This is a genomic window from Marinovum sedimenti (assembly GCF_054052205.1).
Genome location: NZ_CM133223.1, coordinates 782,748 through 800,984 on the forward strand (window position 1 = coordinate 782,748; position 18,237 = coordinate 800,984).

The 18,237-nt window shown below is 58.9% G+C and carries 10 protein-coding genes and 2 pseudogenes; 5 read left to right on the forward strand and 7 right to left on the reverse strand.

Annotated features, from left to right (window positions below; genetic code table 11):
* Positions 1 to 223: 223 nt before the first annotated feature.
* Both ACW9UO_RS03745 and ACW9UO_RS03750 read right to left on the reverse strand, forming a co-directional pair.
* Positions 224 to 2,413 (reverse strand): xanthine dehydrogenase family protein molybdopterin-binding subunit, encoded by a 2,190-nt coding sequence (locus ACW9UO_RS03745; RefSeq protein WP_457087646.1) that lies wholly within the window; start codon positions 2,411 to 2,413, stop codon positions 224 to 226.
* 4 nt (positions 2,414 to 2,417) lie between these two features.
* On the reverse strand, positions 2,418 to 2,882 hold the full coding sequence (locus ACW9UO_RS03750; protein WP_457087647.1) for a (2Fe-2S)-binding protein: 465 nt from the start codon (positions 2,880 to 2,882) through the stop codon (positions 2,418 to 2,420).
* A gap of 142 nt (positions 2,883 to 3,024) precedes the next feature.
* On the opposite strand from ACW9UO_RS03750, the gene ACW9UO_RS03755 reads away from it, so the two are divergent.
* Positions 3,025 to 3,642 carry a TetR/AcrR family transcriptional regulator gene (locus ACW9UO_RS03755; protein ID WP_457087648.1) on the forward strand — a complete coding sequence of 206 codons (618 nt, stop codon included), beginning with the start codon at positions 3,025 to 3,027 and terminating at the stop codon, positions 3,640 to 3,642.
* Between the two features lie 225 nt (positions 3,643 to 3,867).
* Entirely contained in the window at positions 3,868 to 4,542 is a 675-nt protein-coding gene (locus ACW9UO_RS03760; RefSeq protein WP_457087649.1) for a type 1 glutamine amidotransferase domain-containing protein, read from the forward strand.
* A gap of 129 nt (positions 4,543 to 4,671) precedes the next feature.
* On the opposite strand, the gene ACW9UO_RS03765 is transcribed toward ACW9UO_RS03760, so the two are convergent.
* Genes ACW9UO_RS03765 through ACW9UO_RS03775 form a run of 3 tightly spaced genes read right to left on the reverse strand, consistent with a single transcriptional unit; the run spans position 4,672 to position 8,431 of the window.
* Positions 4,672 to 5,751, reverse strand: a complete 1,080-nt coding sequence (locus ACW9UO_RS03765; protein ID WP_457087650.1) for a ferritin-like domain-containing protein — start codon at positions 5,749 to 5,751, stop codon at positions 4,672 to 4,674.
* Complete coding sequence (locus ACW9UO_RS03770; protein WP_457087651.1) at positions 5,748 to 7,628, reverse strand: hypothetical protein; 1,881 nt, start codon at positions 7,626 to 7,628, stop codon at positions 5,748 to 5,750. The genes ACW9UO_RS03765 and ACW9UO_RS03770 overlap by 4 nt, the downstream gene beginning before the upstream one ends.
* A 32-nt stretch (positions 7,629 to 7,660) precedes the next feature.
* Positions 7,661 to 8,431 carry a VOC family protein gene (locus tag ACW9UO_RS03775; protein WP_457087652.1) on the reverse strand — a complete coding sequence of 257 codons (771 nt, stop codon included), beginning with the start codon at positions 8,429 to 8,431 and terminating at the stop codon, positions 7,661 to 7,663.
* A gap of 210 nt (positions 8,432 to 8,641) precedes the next feature.
* Here ACW9UO_RS03775 and ACW9UO_RS03780 point away from each other — a divergent pair, with 210 nt between their 5' ends.
* From ACW9UO_RS03780 to ACW9UO_RS03790, 3 genes and pseudogenes are all read left to right on the forward strand, one after another.
* Positions 8,642 to 8,839: a hypothetical protein gene (locus tag ACW9UO_RS03780; RefSeq protein ID WP_457087653.1), complete on the forward strand. Its 198-nt coding sequence runs from the start codon at positions 8,642 to 8,644 to the stop codon at positions 8,837 to 8,839.
* A 564-nt stretch (positions 8,840 to 9,403) separates the two neighbouring features.
* Positions 9,404 to 10,073: pseudogene (locus ACW9UO_RS03785) on the forward strand (IS21 family transposase); the annotation flags it as partial.
* A 70-nt stretch (positions 10,074 to 10,143) separates the two neighbouring features.
* Positions 10,144 to 11,532 (forward strand): annotated as a pseudogene (locus ACW9UO_RS03790) (IS3 family transposase).
* Between the two features lie 846 nt (positions 11,533 to 12,378).
* Here the strand turns inward: ACW9UO_RS03790 and guaB are convergent.
* Together guaB and ACW9UO_RS03800 are read right to left on the reverse strand one after the other, a co-directional pair.
* Positions 12,379 to 13,827: an IMP dehydrogenase gene (gene guaB, locus ACW9UO_RS03795; RefSeq protein WP_457088597.1), complete on the reverse strand. Its 1,449-nt coding sequence runs from the start codon at positions 13,825 to 13,827 to the stop codon at positions 12,379 to 12,381.
* Between the two features lie 650 nt (positions 13,828 to 14,477).
* The gene (locus tag ACW9UO_RS03800) at positions 14,478 to 18,143 is read right to left on the reverse strand and encodes a vitamin B12-dependent ribonucleotide reductase (protein ID WP_457087654.1); all 3,666 of its coding nucleotides are present in this window, start codon (positions 18,141 to 18,143) and stop codon (positions 14,478 to 14,480) included.
* Positions 18,144 to 18,237 lie beyond the last annotated feature (94 nt).

Sequence of the window (18,237 nt, forward strand, 5' to 3'; positions counted from 1 at the left end):
GTGTGTGTGGCGTTGGCGGCGGGCAACCGCAGCCGCCTTGCGCAGCGCGGTACAGCCCCTCCCGAGGCGCTAGAGCGTAAAGCGCCCTCGCCGTCTGGCCTGCATCGGGTTGGCCTGACATCGGGGTGGCCTGACCTCGGGGTGGACCGCGCGCAGGTTTCCCCGCGCGCTGATGATACAGCGGACCGCCGCGCGCCTGTGGCACCGGCGATCCGCAAGGGTTTTAGGCGAAGGCGACGTCGCTGTTGATCATCGGCAAATGCGTGACCAGATCGCGCCCGGAGGCGGCAATCGCGTTGGCAAGTGCCGGTCCCGCCGGGGGCGTTCCAGGCTCGCCAATGCCGGTGGGCGCTTCGCTCGACGCCACGATATGCACCTCGATGGCCTTGATATCGCGCATCCGCAGCGGTTCGTAATCGGGGAAGTTCAGCTGATCCACCACACCGCCCGTCAGCGTGATCTCATCGCGCATGACGTGGCCGACGCCATAGCCAATCGCGCCTTCAACCTGCGCTTTGATCACATCAGGGTTCACCGCCACACCACAATCTGCGGCGGCTGTGAACTTCTCAATCTGGACGTAACCACCGTCGTCAATCGAGATTTCGCACACTTCGGCGCAGAAGGTGCCAAAGGATTTGTGCACCGCCACACCGTGGAAATGCCCCGCTGGCAGCTCTTGGCCAAAGCCAGCCTTTTCCGCCGCCAGCTTCAACACGCCCGCCTTGCGGGTCTGGTCCGGGGTGTCACCGGGCAGATGCGCGAGGCGGAAGCTGACCGGGTCTTGCCCCGCTGCGGCCGCCGCGACATCCATCATGGTTTCCATCACATAAGCGTTGTGGCTGTGTCCGACCGAGCGCCAATAGTTCACCGTGGTCGCCGGGGCACCATCGGTCAGGCCAACATGCATCCCCGGGATCGTGTACGGCGTATCATGCGTGCCCTCGACCGAGGTGGCATCAACGCCATCCTTCACGATCATCGCTTCAAACGGCCCGCCCTTGGCGATCGACTGGCCCGCGATCCGGTGATCCCAGCCGACGATCTTGCCCGCCTCATCGAGACCGACCCGCACTTTGTGGGCATACGCCGGGCGATACCACCCGCCGGTAAGATCGTCTTCGCGCGACCACACCAGTTTCACCGGGCGGGTCTTGTCAGTCATGGCAAAGGCCAGCGTTACCTCAACAATGTAATCCGCGCCCGCGTTCAGACGGCGGCCAAAGAAGCCCCCGGCATAGAGCGAATTGACCTGAATTTTCTCCATCGGGATGCCAAGGATCTGGTGCATGGTGCCGTGGTTCACGGTCGGGCCTTGTGCTCCGTCATACATGATCACGCCGCCGTCTTCGGTGGCTGCAATCGTGGCGGACAGCGGCTCCATCGGGGCGTGGGCCAGCAGGGGCAGATAGAATTCGCGTTCCACCACCTGCGCCGCGCCATTTAGCGCTGCATTGATGTCGTCCAGTGAAGTCTCCGAGGCGTGGAACTCGGGCGCGGCGTTCACTGCGGCAAGCAGCTCGGCCTTGATCTCGTCACTGCTGCGGGTTTCCGCTTTGCTGAGATCCCATTCGATTTCAAGCGCATCGCGGGCCTGAAACGCGGCCCAGGTGCTCTCAGCATAAGCCACGACGCCCGCGCCGTTTGGCAGCGCTTGGGCCATGATAAAGCCCTTCACTTGCTTAGCGGCACTGTCGTCGAACGACACCACTGTGGCACCAAGCTGCGGAATACGTTTGATCGCGACAACCATTTGGTTCTCAAGCTGAACATCCATGCCATAGAGGCCAGCGCCGTTGATCTTGTCATGGCTGTCACGGCGCGCCATTTGCGGATTGCCGATCTGGGTCCAGTCTTCGGGGGCTTTCAGTGCCGGCGCGGCGGGCACCTCAAGCAGCGCGGCGGCGGCGACGAAATCACCAATCTTGCCCTCGTGCCCGGCACCGGTGATCACACCGTTTTTCAGCGTCAGCGCGGCGGCGTCCATACCCCAGTCCGCGGCGGCGGCCTGCAACAGAACGTGGCGCGCGGCGGCCCCGGCGGTGCGGTACTGCGTAAAGGAGTTGGCAATCGCCGTCGACCCGCCGGTGGCCTGAAACGGACCGAAAAACAGGTTGTTATAAACCTCTGGGTTGGACGGCGCGGCCTCAAAACTGATGTCTGCGAGCTCCATGTTCAGCTCTTCCGCGATCAGCGTAGACAGGCCGGTTGAGGTGCCCTGCCCGCCTTCAAGGTGCTTGATTACGGCAACAACGGAACCGTCGCCATAGATCTTGACGAAGGGCGTGAGGGCCGTGGCGGTGTCGCCTGTCGCAGCGGCAAACGCACCTTTGGGTGTGACGCCAATTGCGAGAACGGCAACGGCGGCCCCTGCGGCCTTGAGGAACCCGCGGCGTGAAGTTTTATGGGTCATTGGATTAGCCCTCCACGATGTCGGCGGCACGCTGAATGCCGGCGCGGATACGTTGATAGGTGGCACAGCGGCAAGCGTTGCCATCCATGTAGTCGTCGATTTCCTGCGCCGTCGGCTTGGGCGTTTCCGTCAACAGGCCAACGGCGGACATGATCTGGCCGGACTGGCAATAGCCGCATTGCACCACGTCGAGCTCTTTCCAGGCTTGCTGCACCGCTGCGCCGATCTTGCTGTCGCCGATGGCTTCGATGGTCGAGATTTCGGCACCCTCAACATCTTCGATATAGGTCTGGCAGGATCGCGCCAGCATGCCATCAACATGAACGGTGCAGGCCCCACACGCGGCGACGCCGCAGCCAAACTTGGTGCCTGTCAGCTTCAATTCATCGCGGATCACCCAAAGCAACGGGGTCCCCGGTTCGGCTTCGACAGAGCGCTCGGCCCCGTTGATCATGAGTTTGATCGTCATGAGAATCTCCATCTGGCTACTTGACGCGGATACAGGTAAACTGGTCAGTGTACCTTATGCGACCAAAGATCACCGGTAAACCCACAAGTTTACCTATCGGGAAAATTTGACATTGTTTGCACAGGAGACCTAAAGGTCCGGCATGGATAAAGTGGCTGTAACTTCAGAAGAAAAGCGCGAAGACATCCTGCAGGGCGCCTTTGAGGAGTTCTGTGAAAACGGGTTTCTCGCGGCCAGCATGGACCGGATCTCGAGACGCGCGGGGGCCTCAAAACGCACGGTCTATCGCTACTTTGAAAGCAAAGAGCAGCTTTTCCAGACTTTGGTGCGGCGGCAATGGGCGATTTTCGCCGACCACATGAATGTGCACTATCGCCCCGGCGTGGACATCCGCGCGCAACTGACAGACATGGCACGCGCGCAGGCGCGGATGTTCATGTCGCCCAAGATCATGGCCGCAAACAAGATGCTTCTGAGTGAGATTTTGCGCGACCCAAAGATTGTCAGCGAAATCCAGAGTGAATTTGATTACACGGCGTCGTTTGAAACGCTCTTGAAAGAGGCTGCGGCAGACGGTGCGCTGTGCATTCCGAACCCTCGAGAGGCGGCAGAGGAGTTTGTGTCTCTGCTCAAAGGCAAGGCGTTTTGGCCAGTCATGCTGGGTGCGCCATTGATCGGCAGCGATGAAATGGAAGCGATGATCGCGCGGACGGTGGACATCATGATGCACCACTATGGCGGTGCGCAACAGTCCAGCTGAGCGGCGCAACGGACGCCTGATTGCCCTGCACCCGCCGTGCTGACAAGCCGATCAACCGGCAATCGCACCACAGGCTTGCGGCCTGAAATCACGCTGTATCCCCACGTCACCTGCGAAAAGATGGAACCGGTCTGCGTGGCATTCGTTAGCCACCGGACGGCAAGGTTTTTGACGCGCGCGATGTTGGGCTGAGCCACGCACATGAATGATACAAGGAAAGACACGATGAAAATTCTTATGGTTCTGACATCACACGACAAACTGGGCGACACTGGCAACAAGACCGGGTTCTGGCTCGAAGAATTTGCCGCGCCCTATTACGTTTTCAAAGACGCCGGTGCCGAGATCACCCTCGCCTCGCCCAAAGGCGGCCAACCGCCGCTCGACCCGTCGAGCGATGCCGACGACGCCCAAACCGACGCCACCCGGCGTTTCAAAGATGACGAGGCGGCGCAGAAGCACCTCGCCACCACCGAAGTTCTGTCGTCCGTCTCGGCTGATGGCTTCGATGCGATCTTTTACCCCGGCGGTCACGGCCCGCTTTGGGATCTGGCCGAAGACAGCGACAGCACCGCGCTGATCGAGACTTTTGCCAGCAGCAACCGCCCCGTTGGCGCGGTCTGCCACGCGCCTGCGGTGTTCAAGCACCCCAAGGGCAAAGACGGCAAACCGCTGGTCTCGGGTAAGACCGTCACCGGGTTTACCAACACCGAGGAAGAGGGCGTTGGCCTCACCGACGTGGTGCCGTTCCTGGTGGAAGACATGCTGAAATCGAACGGCGGCGATTACCAGAAGGGTGACGACTGGGCCTCTTTCGTGGTGACAGACGGCAAGCTGGTGACTGGCCAGAACCCCGCCTCGTCTGAAGAAGCGGCGAAGCGGTTGATGGCGCTGATCTAAGCGTTTGGGCGCGGCTGCGCCCAACTCGACGCCACGCATGTGTGGCGGGAATATTGAAATGGCCTCCCGCGTCCAATCAAACGGACGCGGGAGGCCATTTTTCTTAAGGCGCGACTTCCGCCCAGACCTTCAGGTTCCGGCGGTTTTCTTGCTCACGATGGCCGGGTTCACCGGCTGATAGGCAAAACTCGGCCCGGCATAATCCACACCGCTCGGATCAGGATTGGGCAGCCCCGACATCATCGCCTTGGCCTGCCCCTTCAGTGACATCATCAGCCCAATGGCCCGGTTGAACTGCGCTTGGCTGCTGTCGCCATTGAACATCAGATGCAGCGCGTTGAGCAGGCTGGTGTAGGTGTAGTTGAACGCGTCGTTCTGGAACGCCTGCGTGGTGCCCTCGGGATAGCTCCCCGGATTTTCCGGCACCGGATACACCCCGCTGCTGTCCAACGTGATCGCCTCGCCGGTATAGGCGAATTTGTCCTCGGGCCGCACGCCGCCGGGCACCTCGACCAGCTTATGCCCCTTCATCACCTGCATGAACCGATAGTAATGCGCGTAGTCATCGCCATTGCCATCAAACGGTGATGTGCTGGTGCCTTCGCCCTGATCGATGATGATCTTGATCGCCTCCTGCGCCGAGGCCACATCCGTCACCACCACGCTTTCATACATCAAATCAGGCCCGATCTGATGGCGCGGCGCGGGGGCAAAGATGCCATCGCCAAGCTTGGTGATCGCATCGTAAATCGCCATGTAGAACTGGCCGATTGTGACATGGGTGTCGACGGCGAGCGCCAAGGATTTGAACTTAAGCGGGTCCTCCGGCTCTTCGATTTCCAGAAACTTCTCGAGCTGCGCCATCGAGAACGGTGCCAAACTGAACGTCGCGCCGCTTTGCACGCCGCCGGGCAAGGGACCGGGGAATTGTGGAATGAAATCAGGCTTGTCGATCTGAGGCGTACCGCCCACCGCATTGAGGATATTTGACGCCAGCGTCATATGCAGCATTTCCTCAACCACCACCGAACTGATGATTTCGGCGATTTCGGCGTTCTTCTCCTCGTCGAGCGAATAGAGCGCATAGAGGTAAAGCGGGATCGTCGCGTGCTCGAGTTCGATTGCGTTTTGCAGTGAGGTTTGGACCGTCTGCAACGTGGGAGCGGGCACCATGAGGTCAGCGACCATCGCGTTTTTCAGCAGGATCATGATTTGTCTCCCATTTGGTCTTGAACAATGACACGCCGCGCCATGGCTGCCTCTTTGCCGCCCTTCGAGGGGGCTTCGCCCTTGGCTTGCGCCGCGCCTGCCTCAGCCATCGTCGCCGCTGCCACGACGGGCGGGTCGCCCGGCAAGGGGTTGTCCAACCATTGCAAAATCGCCTGCCGCTTGGCTGGCGACAGATCGCGCGTCACCGGCATCGAATTGGGGTCCGACAGTGGCAGGTCAAAGGCGAGCTTCAGCATCTGGGTGTTGGCCAACACGCTGTCCTGTTTGCCAAGGTTCAGAAAGCGGTTCATCACCGGGTAAAGATTGGCATATTGCTGAAAGATCGGGTGAATATCGGTCCAGGTGACGGTGGCGGGCGGCGTATAGCCGGTCCAGATCAGGAAGCTGATGAAATTCGCCTCATTCACCGGATCGTTGGCGCGGCTATCGGCAAAACTGGGGCGGATGCCATAGACTTGCCCGTCGATGCCGTAATCCTTGCCGTTGTTGAACCAACGCGGCGTGCCGGGGTCTTTTGCTGTGACCTTGAACACCGCGTGGCCGTTGGGGTCGGTTGTCACGCTGTCGTCAAAGCTTACGCCCGTGCTGGGCTCCCCGACCGGCGGCGGGGCCCCTCCGCCGGAGTTGGGCTGCAATTGCGAGGTGTCGCGGGCAAACTCGATCTTCACATTGGCCAGCGGCTCCCCCCTCTGCGTGGCATAGATCGAAATATCGGCCACGTCGCCGGGGCTCATCCGATAGACATAGGTGTCGGCCCGCACAAACGCACCGGAGGAGGATTCCGCAATGATCGTATTGCTCGCCTCGTTGTACAAAACCAGCTGTCGGCCCGCGACCATTTGCATCTGTTGCGCCGTCAACCGCAGCTTAACGACGCCTGCGGTTTTGGCGTACCACCCCTTTTTCGCATAGTCGGTCTGCGCGATGGTGCCGAGGTTCACAATCTGGCCCGCCGGGGCATTGGGGCTAAGGATGGGGTCATAATACCCAAAGCTCAGATCGCCCAACTCGGCAATCGGCCCGCCGGCGATGGTGGAGGGCAACGCATTGCCGAGGTCGAGATAGATGCAACTGTTGTCGGCGTCGACCAGACCGACGAAAAAGTTCAGCCCGCCGACGGGTTGGAAAAATCCCCGGTTGCCCGGCTTATTGGTCGCCATGAACTGACGCCCAAGCACCAGATGTTTGGGTTCATCCGCCGTGGCTGGCCCGATTGTCCCGGTGATCCGTCCACACATGAAATCGGGTGAGCCATAGCTCATATTGATGCCGTCGCAGTTGAACTTGATCGACAGCAGATCGCCGCAAGCCGCTTGCAGTTCGGTCAGGAAGGCGGAGCCAGACACATCGCCCCACTGCACATCGGTGATCACCGATTGCCACATCGCACTCGCGTTGGTATCGCCGCCGCCCGATTGCCTGGCACGCGCCCAGATGTCCATAAAGGCCGCAGGTTCAAACGCACCGCTCACCAAAGTCTTGCCGTTGCCATCCGCAATCCGAACCGTCAGCCCCCAGATTTCCGAAACAAGCTGCTGCTCTGGGTCAAGATCGACCATTTTCGCCGGCGCGGCCTGATCGGAATCGGCCACGATATAGCCGAGCACCGGATCGGAGGTGTCCACCTCGCCAGAGGCGGTCCAGGCCGACGTGATCTTGCAGCCCAGCAGGCGAAATGCGGCGTCGCCCTCCGGGTTGAACCACCCGTTGGGCGGGTTCATCCTTGGGCCCTGCATCTCCTGATATTCGGGTTTGAACGCCGCGTTGTTAAAGTGAAACGCATCGTTGTTGACCGTCGAGACGTTGGTTTGAAACTGGCCCGCAAAATGCAGTCGAAGCGCGTTCAAATAGCTCATGTGCGAAGTCCTTGCTTGGGGAGTTTAATCAATCACTGCGTGAAGGGCTCGATCAGGCCGACGGGATTGCCTTCGATGTCCTTGATCATCGCAAAGACATAGCCATCCACCGGCGTCGGCGGCATCAATGTCTCGCCGCCCGCGGCCACCGCCCTGTCGATTATCGGCTGAAGGCTGTCGACCAGCAGATAGAAATTAGTGCCCGGCCCCGAGCCTTCGACGTGTTCCTGCGCCTGCCCGATCCCGCCCAACAGCGGCGGCGCGCCGACGGGAAAGTGGATATAGGCGAAGTTGGCAGTGCCGCTGTCATAGCGCCAGCCAAAGACGTCGCTGTAAAACGCCTTCACCGCCGCCTGATCTTTCGCGATCACTTCAAACATCACGCCGGGGTGCTGATTTTCCTGCGCATAGGCGTTGACCTCGGCCGTCCCGTCCTGCGCGCGAACAAATCCGGCGCGCTGGGTCAGAAAATTGACCGTGTGGTAGGGCTTGCCATTCGAGCATCGAAACAGCGCGCCGTGTTTTTCGACAAAGCCGGTAAAGACCGCACCGTTCACATGGGTCTGAAAAGCCTGCGCATTTTCGTAGACTTCAAAGAACAGCACCGACTGCAGATCGCGCGGCGGCAGCGACTGTAAATCGCCCGCCGGACTGTGCGGCGTATGCACAAGATAGGTGAGCGTGCCCATTTCCATGGCGTGCACATCCTGTGCCAGTTGCTTGAGCGCGCTGATCGCGGCGTCTTCGTTTCCGGGTGCGATAAACCATTCGGACGTAAGGCTAATTTTCTGAGCATCGGACATCGTCAAAGGTCCTTGTTCTATTTTAATACAAGCGCAAAGCCCGGAACTGGTATGCTGAAGCCGAAAAATACAATCTTAAAAAGAGTATGCGGGGAAGCTATACATCTTAGGTAGTTCGGTCAACTGCGTTGTAATTTGCCTGTCCAAGCGCCTGATTTTACACGCCAAACGCGGGCTTGCGCGGTCTGAACCCTCTGCATGAGGGAACACTTGGCGCTGTTCCTGACGCCTCAAAGCCGCTGCTGGCGAGAACGCAAAACGGGTTTGGCCGCCTGCCGGGACCGCAAGGTTCTGGCCGAAAGCCCGCAGGCGTTTTTCGAGGCTGACTATGTCCGCCGCGCGGTGCGGGACGTGATCCTTGATCGGGCGCAGAAAAACCATGCCGAACGACATCACTCACGTCGCTGAAACACCGGGTGATGACGTGTGCCATCCGCTGGACTAAACCCGTGGCGACACCCTCCTTAAGGTGTTGGCGCAAATCGGGCGCGCCGGGATACCCCATAGCGCGTCCCTGCCCTTTCGCCTCACTCTGGATGGCCCTGCCGGCAAACCGCGCGCCACACCGAACCGGCCGCAGTCATGCGCCTGCTGGCAGACATCTGGTAAATTGAGGGTCTGAAATCGCAAAGCAGACCACGTTCCGCGTGCCCTCGCACCTGCAGATCGTGGTCTGTCTGTCTAGGTCACGGCCCGGCCCCAAACGCATCTCAGCGCAGTGGTACAAGCCGGATCGCAAGCCTTAGCCGACGCGGTAATTCGGAGACTCTCGCGTGATCTGAACATCATGAACATGGTTATCAAATGACTGATGCACACTGAAATTAAACACCTTTTTTACTCTCCTGCATCAGCTTGCTTCAGTGTGAATCCCGGAGACAAAATACCCACGGAATCGGTCTGATGATCTGACCGTCGCGGAGCAAAATTCCGCAGTCTGACACCCGAGGCAAATGAGCTGAGGGTGGGGAGATGTATTCTGTGGATTTATACAGCCGGGTCCGTCTGGCATGCCATGTTGAAGGTATGAGCAAGAGTGCCGCTGCGCGTCTTTTCGGGATCGACCGTAAGACGGTGGCAAAGATCCTGCTGCATTCCGTTCCTCCAGGGTATCGGCGATCTGCTTTGCCTGTCCGCCCGAAGCTGGATCCGTTCATCCCGATGATCGACCAGATCCTCGAAGACGATAAGCAGGTTATCAAGAAGCAGCGCCATACTGCCAAGCGCATCCATGAGCGTCTGCGCGATGAACATGGCTTCACCGGTGGGATCACCATTGTCACGGATTATGTGCGGGAGAAGAGACGCCGGACCCGCGAGGTTTTTGTGCCCCTATCACATGCGCCTGGGCACGCTCAGGTGGATTTTGGGGAGACGCTTGGCGTGATTGGCGGCGTTGAATGCAAGCTGCACTATTTTGCGATGGTCGACATTGGGAGCGCCATTGGTCCGAGCGACAATGTCGACGCCACACTCAGATGCGTTCTTCATCAAAGCCTATCCGGCCGAGACCACCGAAGCCTTCTGCGACGGGCATGTCTCTGCTGTTGCGTTCTTCGGCGGCGTGCCTGTGTCGATCCTCTACGACAATACCATGATAGCGGTGGCAAAGATTTGCGGTGACGGCATGTCTGACGTCAGCACTCGTGGGACAGAATTGAAGTTTAGCTAACGGAGGATTTCTGGTTCATCGTAACCGTCAAGGAGTGAAGATGAACAAGAAATCCGGAACCAGTAAAGCTGCGGCTGACAAGCTGGTCAAAACCATCCGCCGCAAGACGCGGCAAACCTATTCGTCTGAAGAGAAGATCCGTATTGTTTTGGCGGGCCTTCGCGGCGAAGAAGCTATCTCGGTGCTATGCCGACGCGAGGGGATCTCTGAAAGCCTGTATTACAGCTGGTCAAAGGAGTTCCTCGAAGCTGGGAAGCGCCGTTTGTCCGGCGATACAGCCCGCCAGGCAACCTCACCCGAGGTGAAGGAGTTGCGATCCGAGGCGACTGCACTGAAGGAATGCGTCGCCGATCTGACCCTGGAAAACCGTCTGCTCAAAAAAAGCATGACAGGGGCTGGGGAGTTCGAGGAATGAGATACCCGGCGTCTGAGAAACTGGAAATCATCCGCACCGTTGAGGGGTCCCATCTTCCCGCGAAGCAGACCCTCGATATGCTTGGTATTCCGCGCACCACATTCTATCGATGGTATGACCGTTATGTCGAAGGCGGTTTTGATGCCCTGGCGGATCGCTCACCTTGCCCAAAGTCTGTCTGGAATCGCATTCCACAAGCCCGGCGGGATGATCTGATCGAGTTCGCGCTGGACCATGCGGCGCTGACAACGCGGGAACTGGCGGTCAAATATACCGACGAGAAGCGATACTTTATCTCTGAATCATCGGCTTACCGGTTCTTGAAGGAAGCTGACCTGATCACCGCTCCGGACTATGTCGTGATCAAAGCAGCTGACGCGTTCACGGACAAAACCACCGCCATCAACGAGATGCCCCTCTCGGGCATGTAAACATGCCCTGCCGGGCAACGGGCAAACCGACTTCACCTACTTCAAGATCATTGGCTGGGGCTGGTTTTATCTCAGCACGATCCTGGATGATTACAGCCGCTACATCATTGGCTGGAAGCTCTGCACGAACATGCGGGCCGAGGACGTGACGGCGACAATTGAGTTGGCACTGGCGGAGTCAGGGTGCGACCATGCCGTCGTTCGCCACATGCCACGCCTGCTGAGCGACAATGGGTCCTGTTACATCTCCGGTGACTTGGCCGAATGGCTGGAGGATCATAAAATGGATCACGTTCGCGGTGCACCGTTCCACTCGCAAACCCAGGGTAAGATCGAGCGCTGGCATCAAACCATGAAGAACCGGGTTCTGCTGGAAAACGACTACCTGCCTGGCGATCTTGAACGTCAGATTGGGGCCTTCGTCGACGACTACAACAACGAGCGATACCACGAGAGTTTGAACAACGTCACACCGGCAGACGTCTACTTCGGGCGCGACAAAGCCATCATCAGGGAAAGGGAGAAAATCAAGAAACTGACAATCCAGCAACGCCGCTTGCAACATCAAAAACGGGCTGCATAATCAATCACACAAACGAACCAGAACCTCCAAAGCTCAAGCCGCTCTGATGTTCCATTTTATATGACGACGGACATATGGGCCGCCTGGACACATCCCAAGTTCGGCATGGCAGATACCAAAAGATAAAAGCCTTTCGAGGAACATTTCAGACAAATTTCCCGCCTTACCCGTTGCCTTCGTCCGCTCAACCCGATGCAAAAGCGGTCCCGTAGTGTTCGCCTTGCATCGGAATGTAACTCGAATACGCGGCGCTCATCCGCCCGGAAACCGGAATCCTTAGAAGAGAATAAATTCGTCAGTCCACTAATTGTTATGTCAATTGGTCGTGTTGATGAACGAGCCGCAAGCCTATCACCGCCTTAGTGCGTTTTGAAGTGCCAGAGATAGAACGACCATCGTATGGCGATCATCATTCCCGCCAATCTGGCATAGCTGGATGGCTATTCAGTCGGCAATGCAGTGGGCAACTCTCTCTGCCCGTGCTCACAATATGTTCTCCAGATTTCAGGCGATCTATGGTCACACGACATGACACAGACCCTAACACATTTGGATTCCACGGAGAGATCCGGAACGAGAGATCGTTTAATTTCAGTGGTTTGGGTATTTTTCTGCGCCCCTTACCGCCGGAGCTTATCGTTCCGAACAATCTAAATGTTGTGCGATATTGTGTGAGCGGAGCCTTTCGCCGCTCACACATCGCGAGGCTGCATCAGCGAGCACTCTCCACTATCCTTTTTTGCATCAGTGCCGGAACTGATGCGTTGTCCAGTTCCGGGTAAGTTCTGGGCATGTTCACGGTTGTTCCACTGATGCAAAGAGGCAAAAAATCATCTAAGCCGTTGATTATCCTACGCGATAATTCGGAGACTCTCGCGTGATCTGAACGTCATGCACATGGCTTTCGCGCAGGCCCGCCCCGGTGATCTTGACGAATGTGCAGTTCTTGCGCATATCTTCGACGGTGGCGCAGCCGGTATAGCCCATCGCCGCCCGCAGACCGCCGACAAGCTGGTGCACCACGGCGCTCGCGCTGCCTTTGTAAGCCACCTGCCCCTCGATCCCTTCGGGCACCAGTTTGTCACTGGCGGCATCCTTCTGGAAATACCGATCGGCCGAACCACGCGCCATCGCGCCAAGGCTGCCCATGCCGCGATAGGCTTTGAAACTGCGGCCCTGGTACAGGATCACTTCGCCCGGGCTTTCATCCGTGCCAGCAATCATGCTGCCGACCATCGCGCAGGACGCGCCCGCCGCAATCGCCTTGGCGAAATCGCCCGAGAACTTGATGCCACCATCTGCAATCACCGGCACGTCGCCAGCGGCTTCGGCGCAATCCATGATCGCCGTCAACTGGGGCACGCCAACGCCCGCCACCATCCGCGTGGTACAGATCGAGCCCGGCCCGATCCCGACCTTGACCGCATCCGCACCGGCATCAATCAGCGCGCGTGTCGCCGCGCCCGTGGCAACGTTGCCGGCAATGACCTGCACCTCGTTCGACAGCGCCTTGGCGCGCCGTACGGCCTCGATCACTCCTGCCGAATGGCCATGCGCGGTGTCGACCACAACAATATCAACCCCAGCATCGATAAGCTGTTCTGTGCGCGCAAAGCCCGCATCGCCCACGCTTGTTGCCGCAGCAACGCGCAGACGGCCCAGGATGTCTTTGCAGGCGGTGGGGTTCAGCACAGCCTGTTCAGTGTCCTTCAGCGTCAGCAAACCGGTGAGCTTGCCTTGACCGTTGTGCACCAGCAGCTTTTCGATCCGCCGCGCTTTCATCAGCGACTTCGCCTGCTCAAGATCGGCCGGTTCGGCCAGCATCGCGAGGTCTTTGGTGGTCATCATCACCTTGACCGGCGTGTCATCGCTGTTGGCGAAACGCATGTCGCGGTTGGTCAGGATGCCAACAACATGGCCGCGCTCGTCCACCACCGGGAAACCGGTGAAATTGTAGCGCTCGACCAAGGCCTTGGCATCGGCCAGCGTCTGATCGACCCGAAGCGTGACCGGGTTGTAAACGATCCCGCTTTCGAAGCGCTTGACGCGGCGCACTTCGCGCGACTGCTCTTCAATGCTCAGGTTTTTGTGGATCACCCCGATGCCACCGGCCTGGGCCATTGAAATCGCCATCCGGCTCTCGGTGACGGTGTCCATTGCTGAACTCAGCAAGGGAATGTTCATGGCTATGGACTTGGTGACACGGGTGGACGTGTCGGCGGTGTTTGGCAGGACATTGGACGCAGCCGGTACCAGCAGCACATCGTCAAATGTCAGCGCCTCGCGAATCTCCATTTCGGACCTCATAAGCGGCAGCAATTTGACGCCTCCCTATTTCACGGGTTTCGCAGAAAGGAAAGAGCCATCGACGCAAACGCCTGCTTTGCCGCATGGGGCGGGTCGGATGCGGCGCTCGGTTGCTATGTGGATAGACTGTAATCATTATGGGCGGCACGGATTTTAGTTGTATTAACTCAGCATCTTAAAAGAAGGCATAACTGTGAATGCACTTGTGGGCGTATTCGAAACCGCCTCAGAAACGCGTGGCAGTGCGCCGGTCGCAGCCCGGACATACTCCCAAACGGCTCCGGGCGCTGGGGATGCCGCACCGAAAATCGCAAAGCCGCGCGCAACACATGAAGATCGAACCCCAAACCCTTAAAATCACACACCTTCACGCCAAATTGCGCCGACGCCCCGATCCGTCAACGGATCGGCCCCGATTTATTGATAAATCGGCTCTCCCCAGCCTTCGCGCAAAAGAAAAGGGGCGCGAGACGCGCCCCAGTTTCACAATCCAAGCTCATCATTACACCGCTCGATAGTCTTTTGCCTGCGGCCTGAATTGCGCAAGGGGCGAGCGCACCCGCCCCCAAAATCGTTTCGCGTCGTGCCAAAATCCTTCAAAGGATTTTGCAAATTCCATTGATGGAATTTGGTCCCGCTCAGCTACACCCGCTGGTCCCGCCACAGGTGTTGCACTTCATGCACGTGCCGTTGCGCACCAGCGTATAGTTGCCGCAGTCGCCACAGGGATCGCCCTCATAGCCCTGCATCTTGGCCTTGGCGCGCGGATCGATCTTCACCGTCCCGCTGGCCACCGCCGTTGTTGTCGTCGTCACCGTGGTCGTGGCCGCTCCGCCGCCCCGCATCACATCCGGCACCAATGTCTGGAGCGCGGATACCGGATTGTCGCTATGGCCGCCGCGGAACACGATAAGCTCTTGCGGCAGACGTTTACGGAGATAGCCAGACGAGCTGATCTGCTTCAGCACTTCCAGCGATTTCGTGGCAGCGCTGTCGCTGACCGCGGTGACGTTGTTGAGCCCCTCGTCGACCCCCCGGCCCAGATCATCAAAGCTGGCCCCTTCGGGTTTCACATGCGCCAGATCGGTCCGGTCGAGATAGGACACTGCCAGTTCACGGAAGATATAGTCGAGGATGGATGTGGCATTCTTGATCGAGTCGTTGCCCTGCACCATGCCCGCGGGTTCGAACTTGGTGAAGGTAAAGGCATCGACGAATTCTTCCAGCGGCACGCCGTATTGCAGACCCACGGACACCGCGATGGCAAAGTTGTTCATCATGGCGCGGAAGCCCGCACCTTCCTTGTGCATGTCGATGAAAATCTCGCCCAGAGTGCCGTCCTGGTATTCACCGGTGCGCAGGTAAACCTTGTGCCCGCCGACAATCGCCTTCTGGGTGTACCCCTTGCGGCGTTCCGGCATTTTCGAGCGTTCGGATTTGATGATCTCTTTGACGATGATCTTTTCCACGATCTTCTCGGCCAGCACGGCCGCCTTTTCGTGGTTCGACCCGCTTTCCAGGATCTCTGCTGCGTCGTCGTCATCCTCGACCAGCGCCGCCGCCAAAGGCTGCGACAGTTTCGAGCCGTCGCGGTACAGCGCGTTGGCCTTGATCCCCATCTTCCAGCTGCGCTCGTACGCGGCTTGGCAATCTTCGATGGTGGCGTCATTCGCCATGTTGATGGTCTTGGAAATCGCACCCGATATGAACGACTGCGCCGCCGCCATCATATCGATATGCGAGTTCACACTCAGGAACCGTTTGCCGCGCTTGCCGCAGGGGTTGGCACAATCGAAGATCGCGTAGTGCTCTTTCTTCAGAAACGGCGCCTGTTCCAGCGTCATCGTTCCGCAGACATGGTCGTTGGCCGCGTCGATTTCGGCTTTGGTATAGCCCAGGTGGCGCAGAAGATCGAAGGTCGGATCGTTCAGCTTGGCCGCCGGGATGCCCAGCACCTCTTGGCAGAAGGTCTCGCCCAGCGTCCACTGGTTGAACACAAAGCGGATGTCAAAGGCCGAGGCCAGCGCCGCTTCGATCTTTTCGATCTCTTTCGAGCCAAAGCCATGCCCGATCAGCGAGGTGTGGTTGATCCCCGGTGCATTGCCCAGCGTGCCGTGGCCGACGGCATAGGAAATGATCTCTTCGACTTGGGAGGAGGTGTAGCCGAGTTTCTCCAGTGCCGCCGGAACGGAGCGGTTGATGATCTTGAAGTATCCGCCGCCCGCGAGTTTCTTGAACTTCACCAGCGCAAAGTCCGGCTCGATCCCTGTGGTATCACAATCCATCACCAGACCGATGGTGCCGGTCGGGGCAATCACGGTGGTCTGAGCGTTGCGGTAGCCGTGCTTCTCGCCAAGGCTCAGCGCCTCGTCCCAAGCGATCTTGGCCATCTCGACCAGCCCGTCTTCGGGGCAGTTCACCAGATCCAAAGCCACCGGGTTGATCGACAGACCGTCATAGCCGTCAGTCCGACCATAGGCGGCGTTGCGGTGGTTGCGGATGACCCGCAGCATATGCGCCGAGTTGCGCTTATAGCCCGAGAACGCACCCAGTTCGCCGGCAATCTCGGCCGAGGTGGCATAGGCCACACCGGTCATGATCGCGGTCAGCGAGCCACACAGTGCGCGGCCCTCTTTGCTGTCATAGCTGTAGCCCATGTTCATCAGCAGACCGCCGATATTGGCATAGCCAAGGCCCAGCGTGCGGAAATCATAGCTGAGCTGTGCGATTTCCTTGGACGGGAATTGCGCCATCGTGACCGAGATTTCCAGCGTCAGTGTCCAGAGGCGCGTGGCGTGCACGTAATCCTCGGCCTGAAACTTGCCGTCCTTGTAGAAGGTCAGCAGGTTCATCGACGCCAGGTTACAGGCGGTGTCGTCAAGGAACATGTACTCGGAACAGGGGTTCGAGCCGCGGATCGCACCGTCTTCGGGGCAGGTGTGCCACTGGTTGACGGTGTCGTGGTACTGGATGCCCGGATCGGCACAGGCCCAGGCCGCGTGGCCCACCTGCTCCCAGAGATCGCGCGCTTTGATGGTCTTGGCGACCTCACCGTCGGTGCGGTTCAGCAGCGCCCAGTCTTCGTCTTGCTTGACCGCTTCGAGGAACGCGTTGGTGACGCGGATCGAGTTGTTCGAGTTCTGGCCCGACACAGAGGCATAGGCCTCAGAATCCCAATCGGTGTCATAGGTCGGGAACTCGATGCTGTCATAACCCTGCCGGGCATAATCCAACACGCGTTTGATATACGTCTCGGGGATCATGGTGTTTTTGGCGGCCCGGATCGCGCCTTTCAGAGCGTCGTTCTTTGCCGGATCATAGGCGTCTTCAACGACGCCATCCCATGTGCCAATCGCCGCGAAAATGCCGTTGAGCATCTTTTCGTGCATTTTCGAGCCTGCGACGATCGACGCAACCTTCTGCTCTTCTTTCACTTTCCAGTTGATGAATTCTTCGATGTCCGGGTGGTCGGCATCACAGATCACCATCTTGGCGGCGCGGCGCGTGGTGCCGCCCGATTTGATCGCACCGGCGGCGCGGTCCCCAATCTTGAGGAAGCCCATCAGGCCCGACGATTTGCCGCCGCCCGAAAGCTTTTCCCCCGCCGCACGCAGCGAGGAAAAGTTCGTGCCGGTGCCGGAGCCATACTTGAACAAGCGGGCCTCGCGCACCCACAGATCCATGATGCCACCGTCACCAACTAGGTCATCCGCCACAGACTGGATAAAGCAGGCATGTGGCTGGGGATGTTCATAAGCGGAGGTCGAACGGGTCAGCTTGCCCGTCTTGAAATCCACGTAATGGTGGCCCTGACCGGGGCCATCGATGCCGTAGGCCCAGTGCAGACCGGTGTTGAACCACTGCGGGCTGTTGGGCGCGGCGCGCTGGGTCGCCAGCATATTGCGCATCTCGTCGTAATAGGCTTGGGCGTCTTCCTCGGTGGTGAAATAGCCACCCTTCCAACCCCAATAGGCCCAGGCGCCGGCCAGACGGTCAAACACCTGCTTGGACGAGGTTTCGCCAGTGCGCGGGGTATCGTCGGACGCCGGAACCGAGCGCCACAGAAACTCGGGCACATCTTTTTCGCGCACTTTTTTAAGCTCGGTGGGCACACCGGCCTTGCGGAAGTATTTCTGAGCGATGACATCGCTCGCCACTTGCGACCACGACGCAGGCACTTCGACGCCATCGAGGCGGAAGACGATAGTGCCATCAGGATTGCGGATCTCGGACGCGGTCGTCACGAATTCAATCTCTGCATAGGCATCGCGCCCTGCCTTGGTGAAGCGTCTATCGATTTTCATTGTCTTACCTTGCCTCTTCAAGCTTGTTTCCGGCCTGCGGCCGAGGCGGCCGTGCCACCCTATTTCCGTGCAAAACGCAATCTGCTGCGATGCC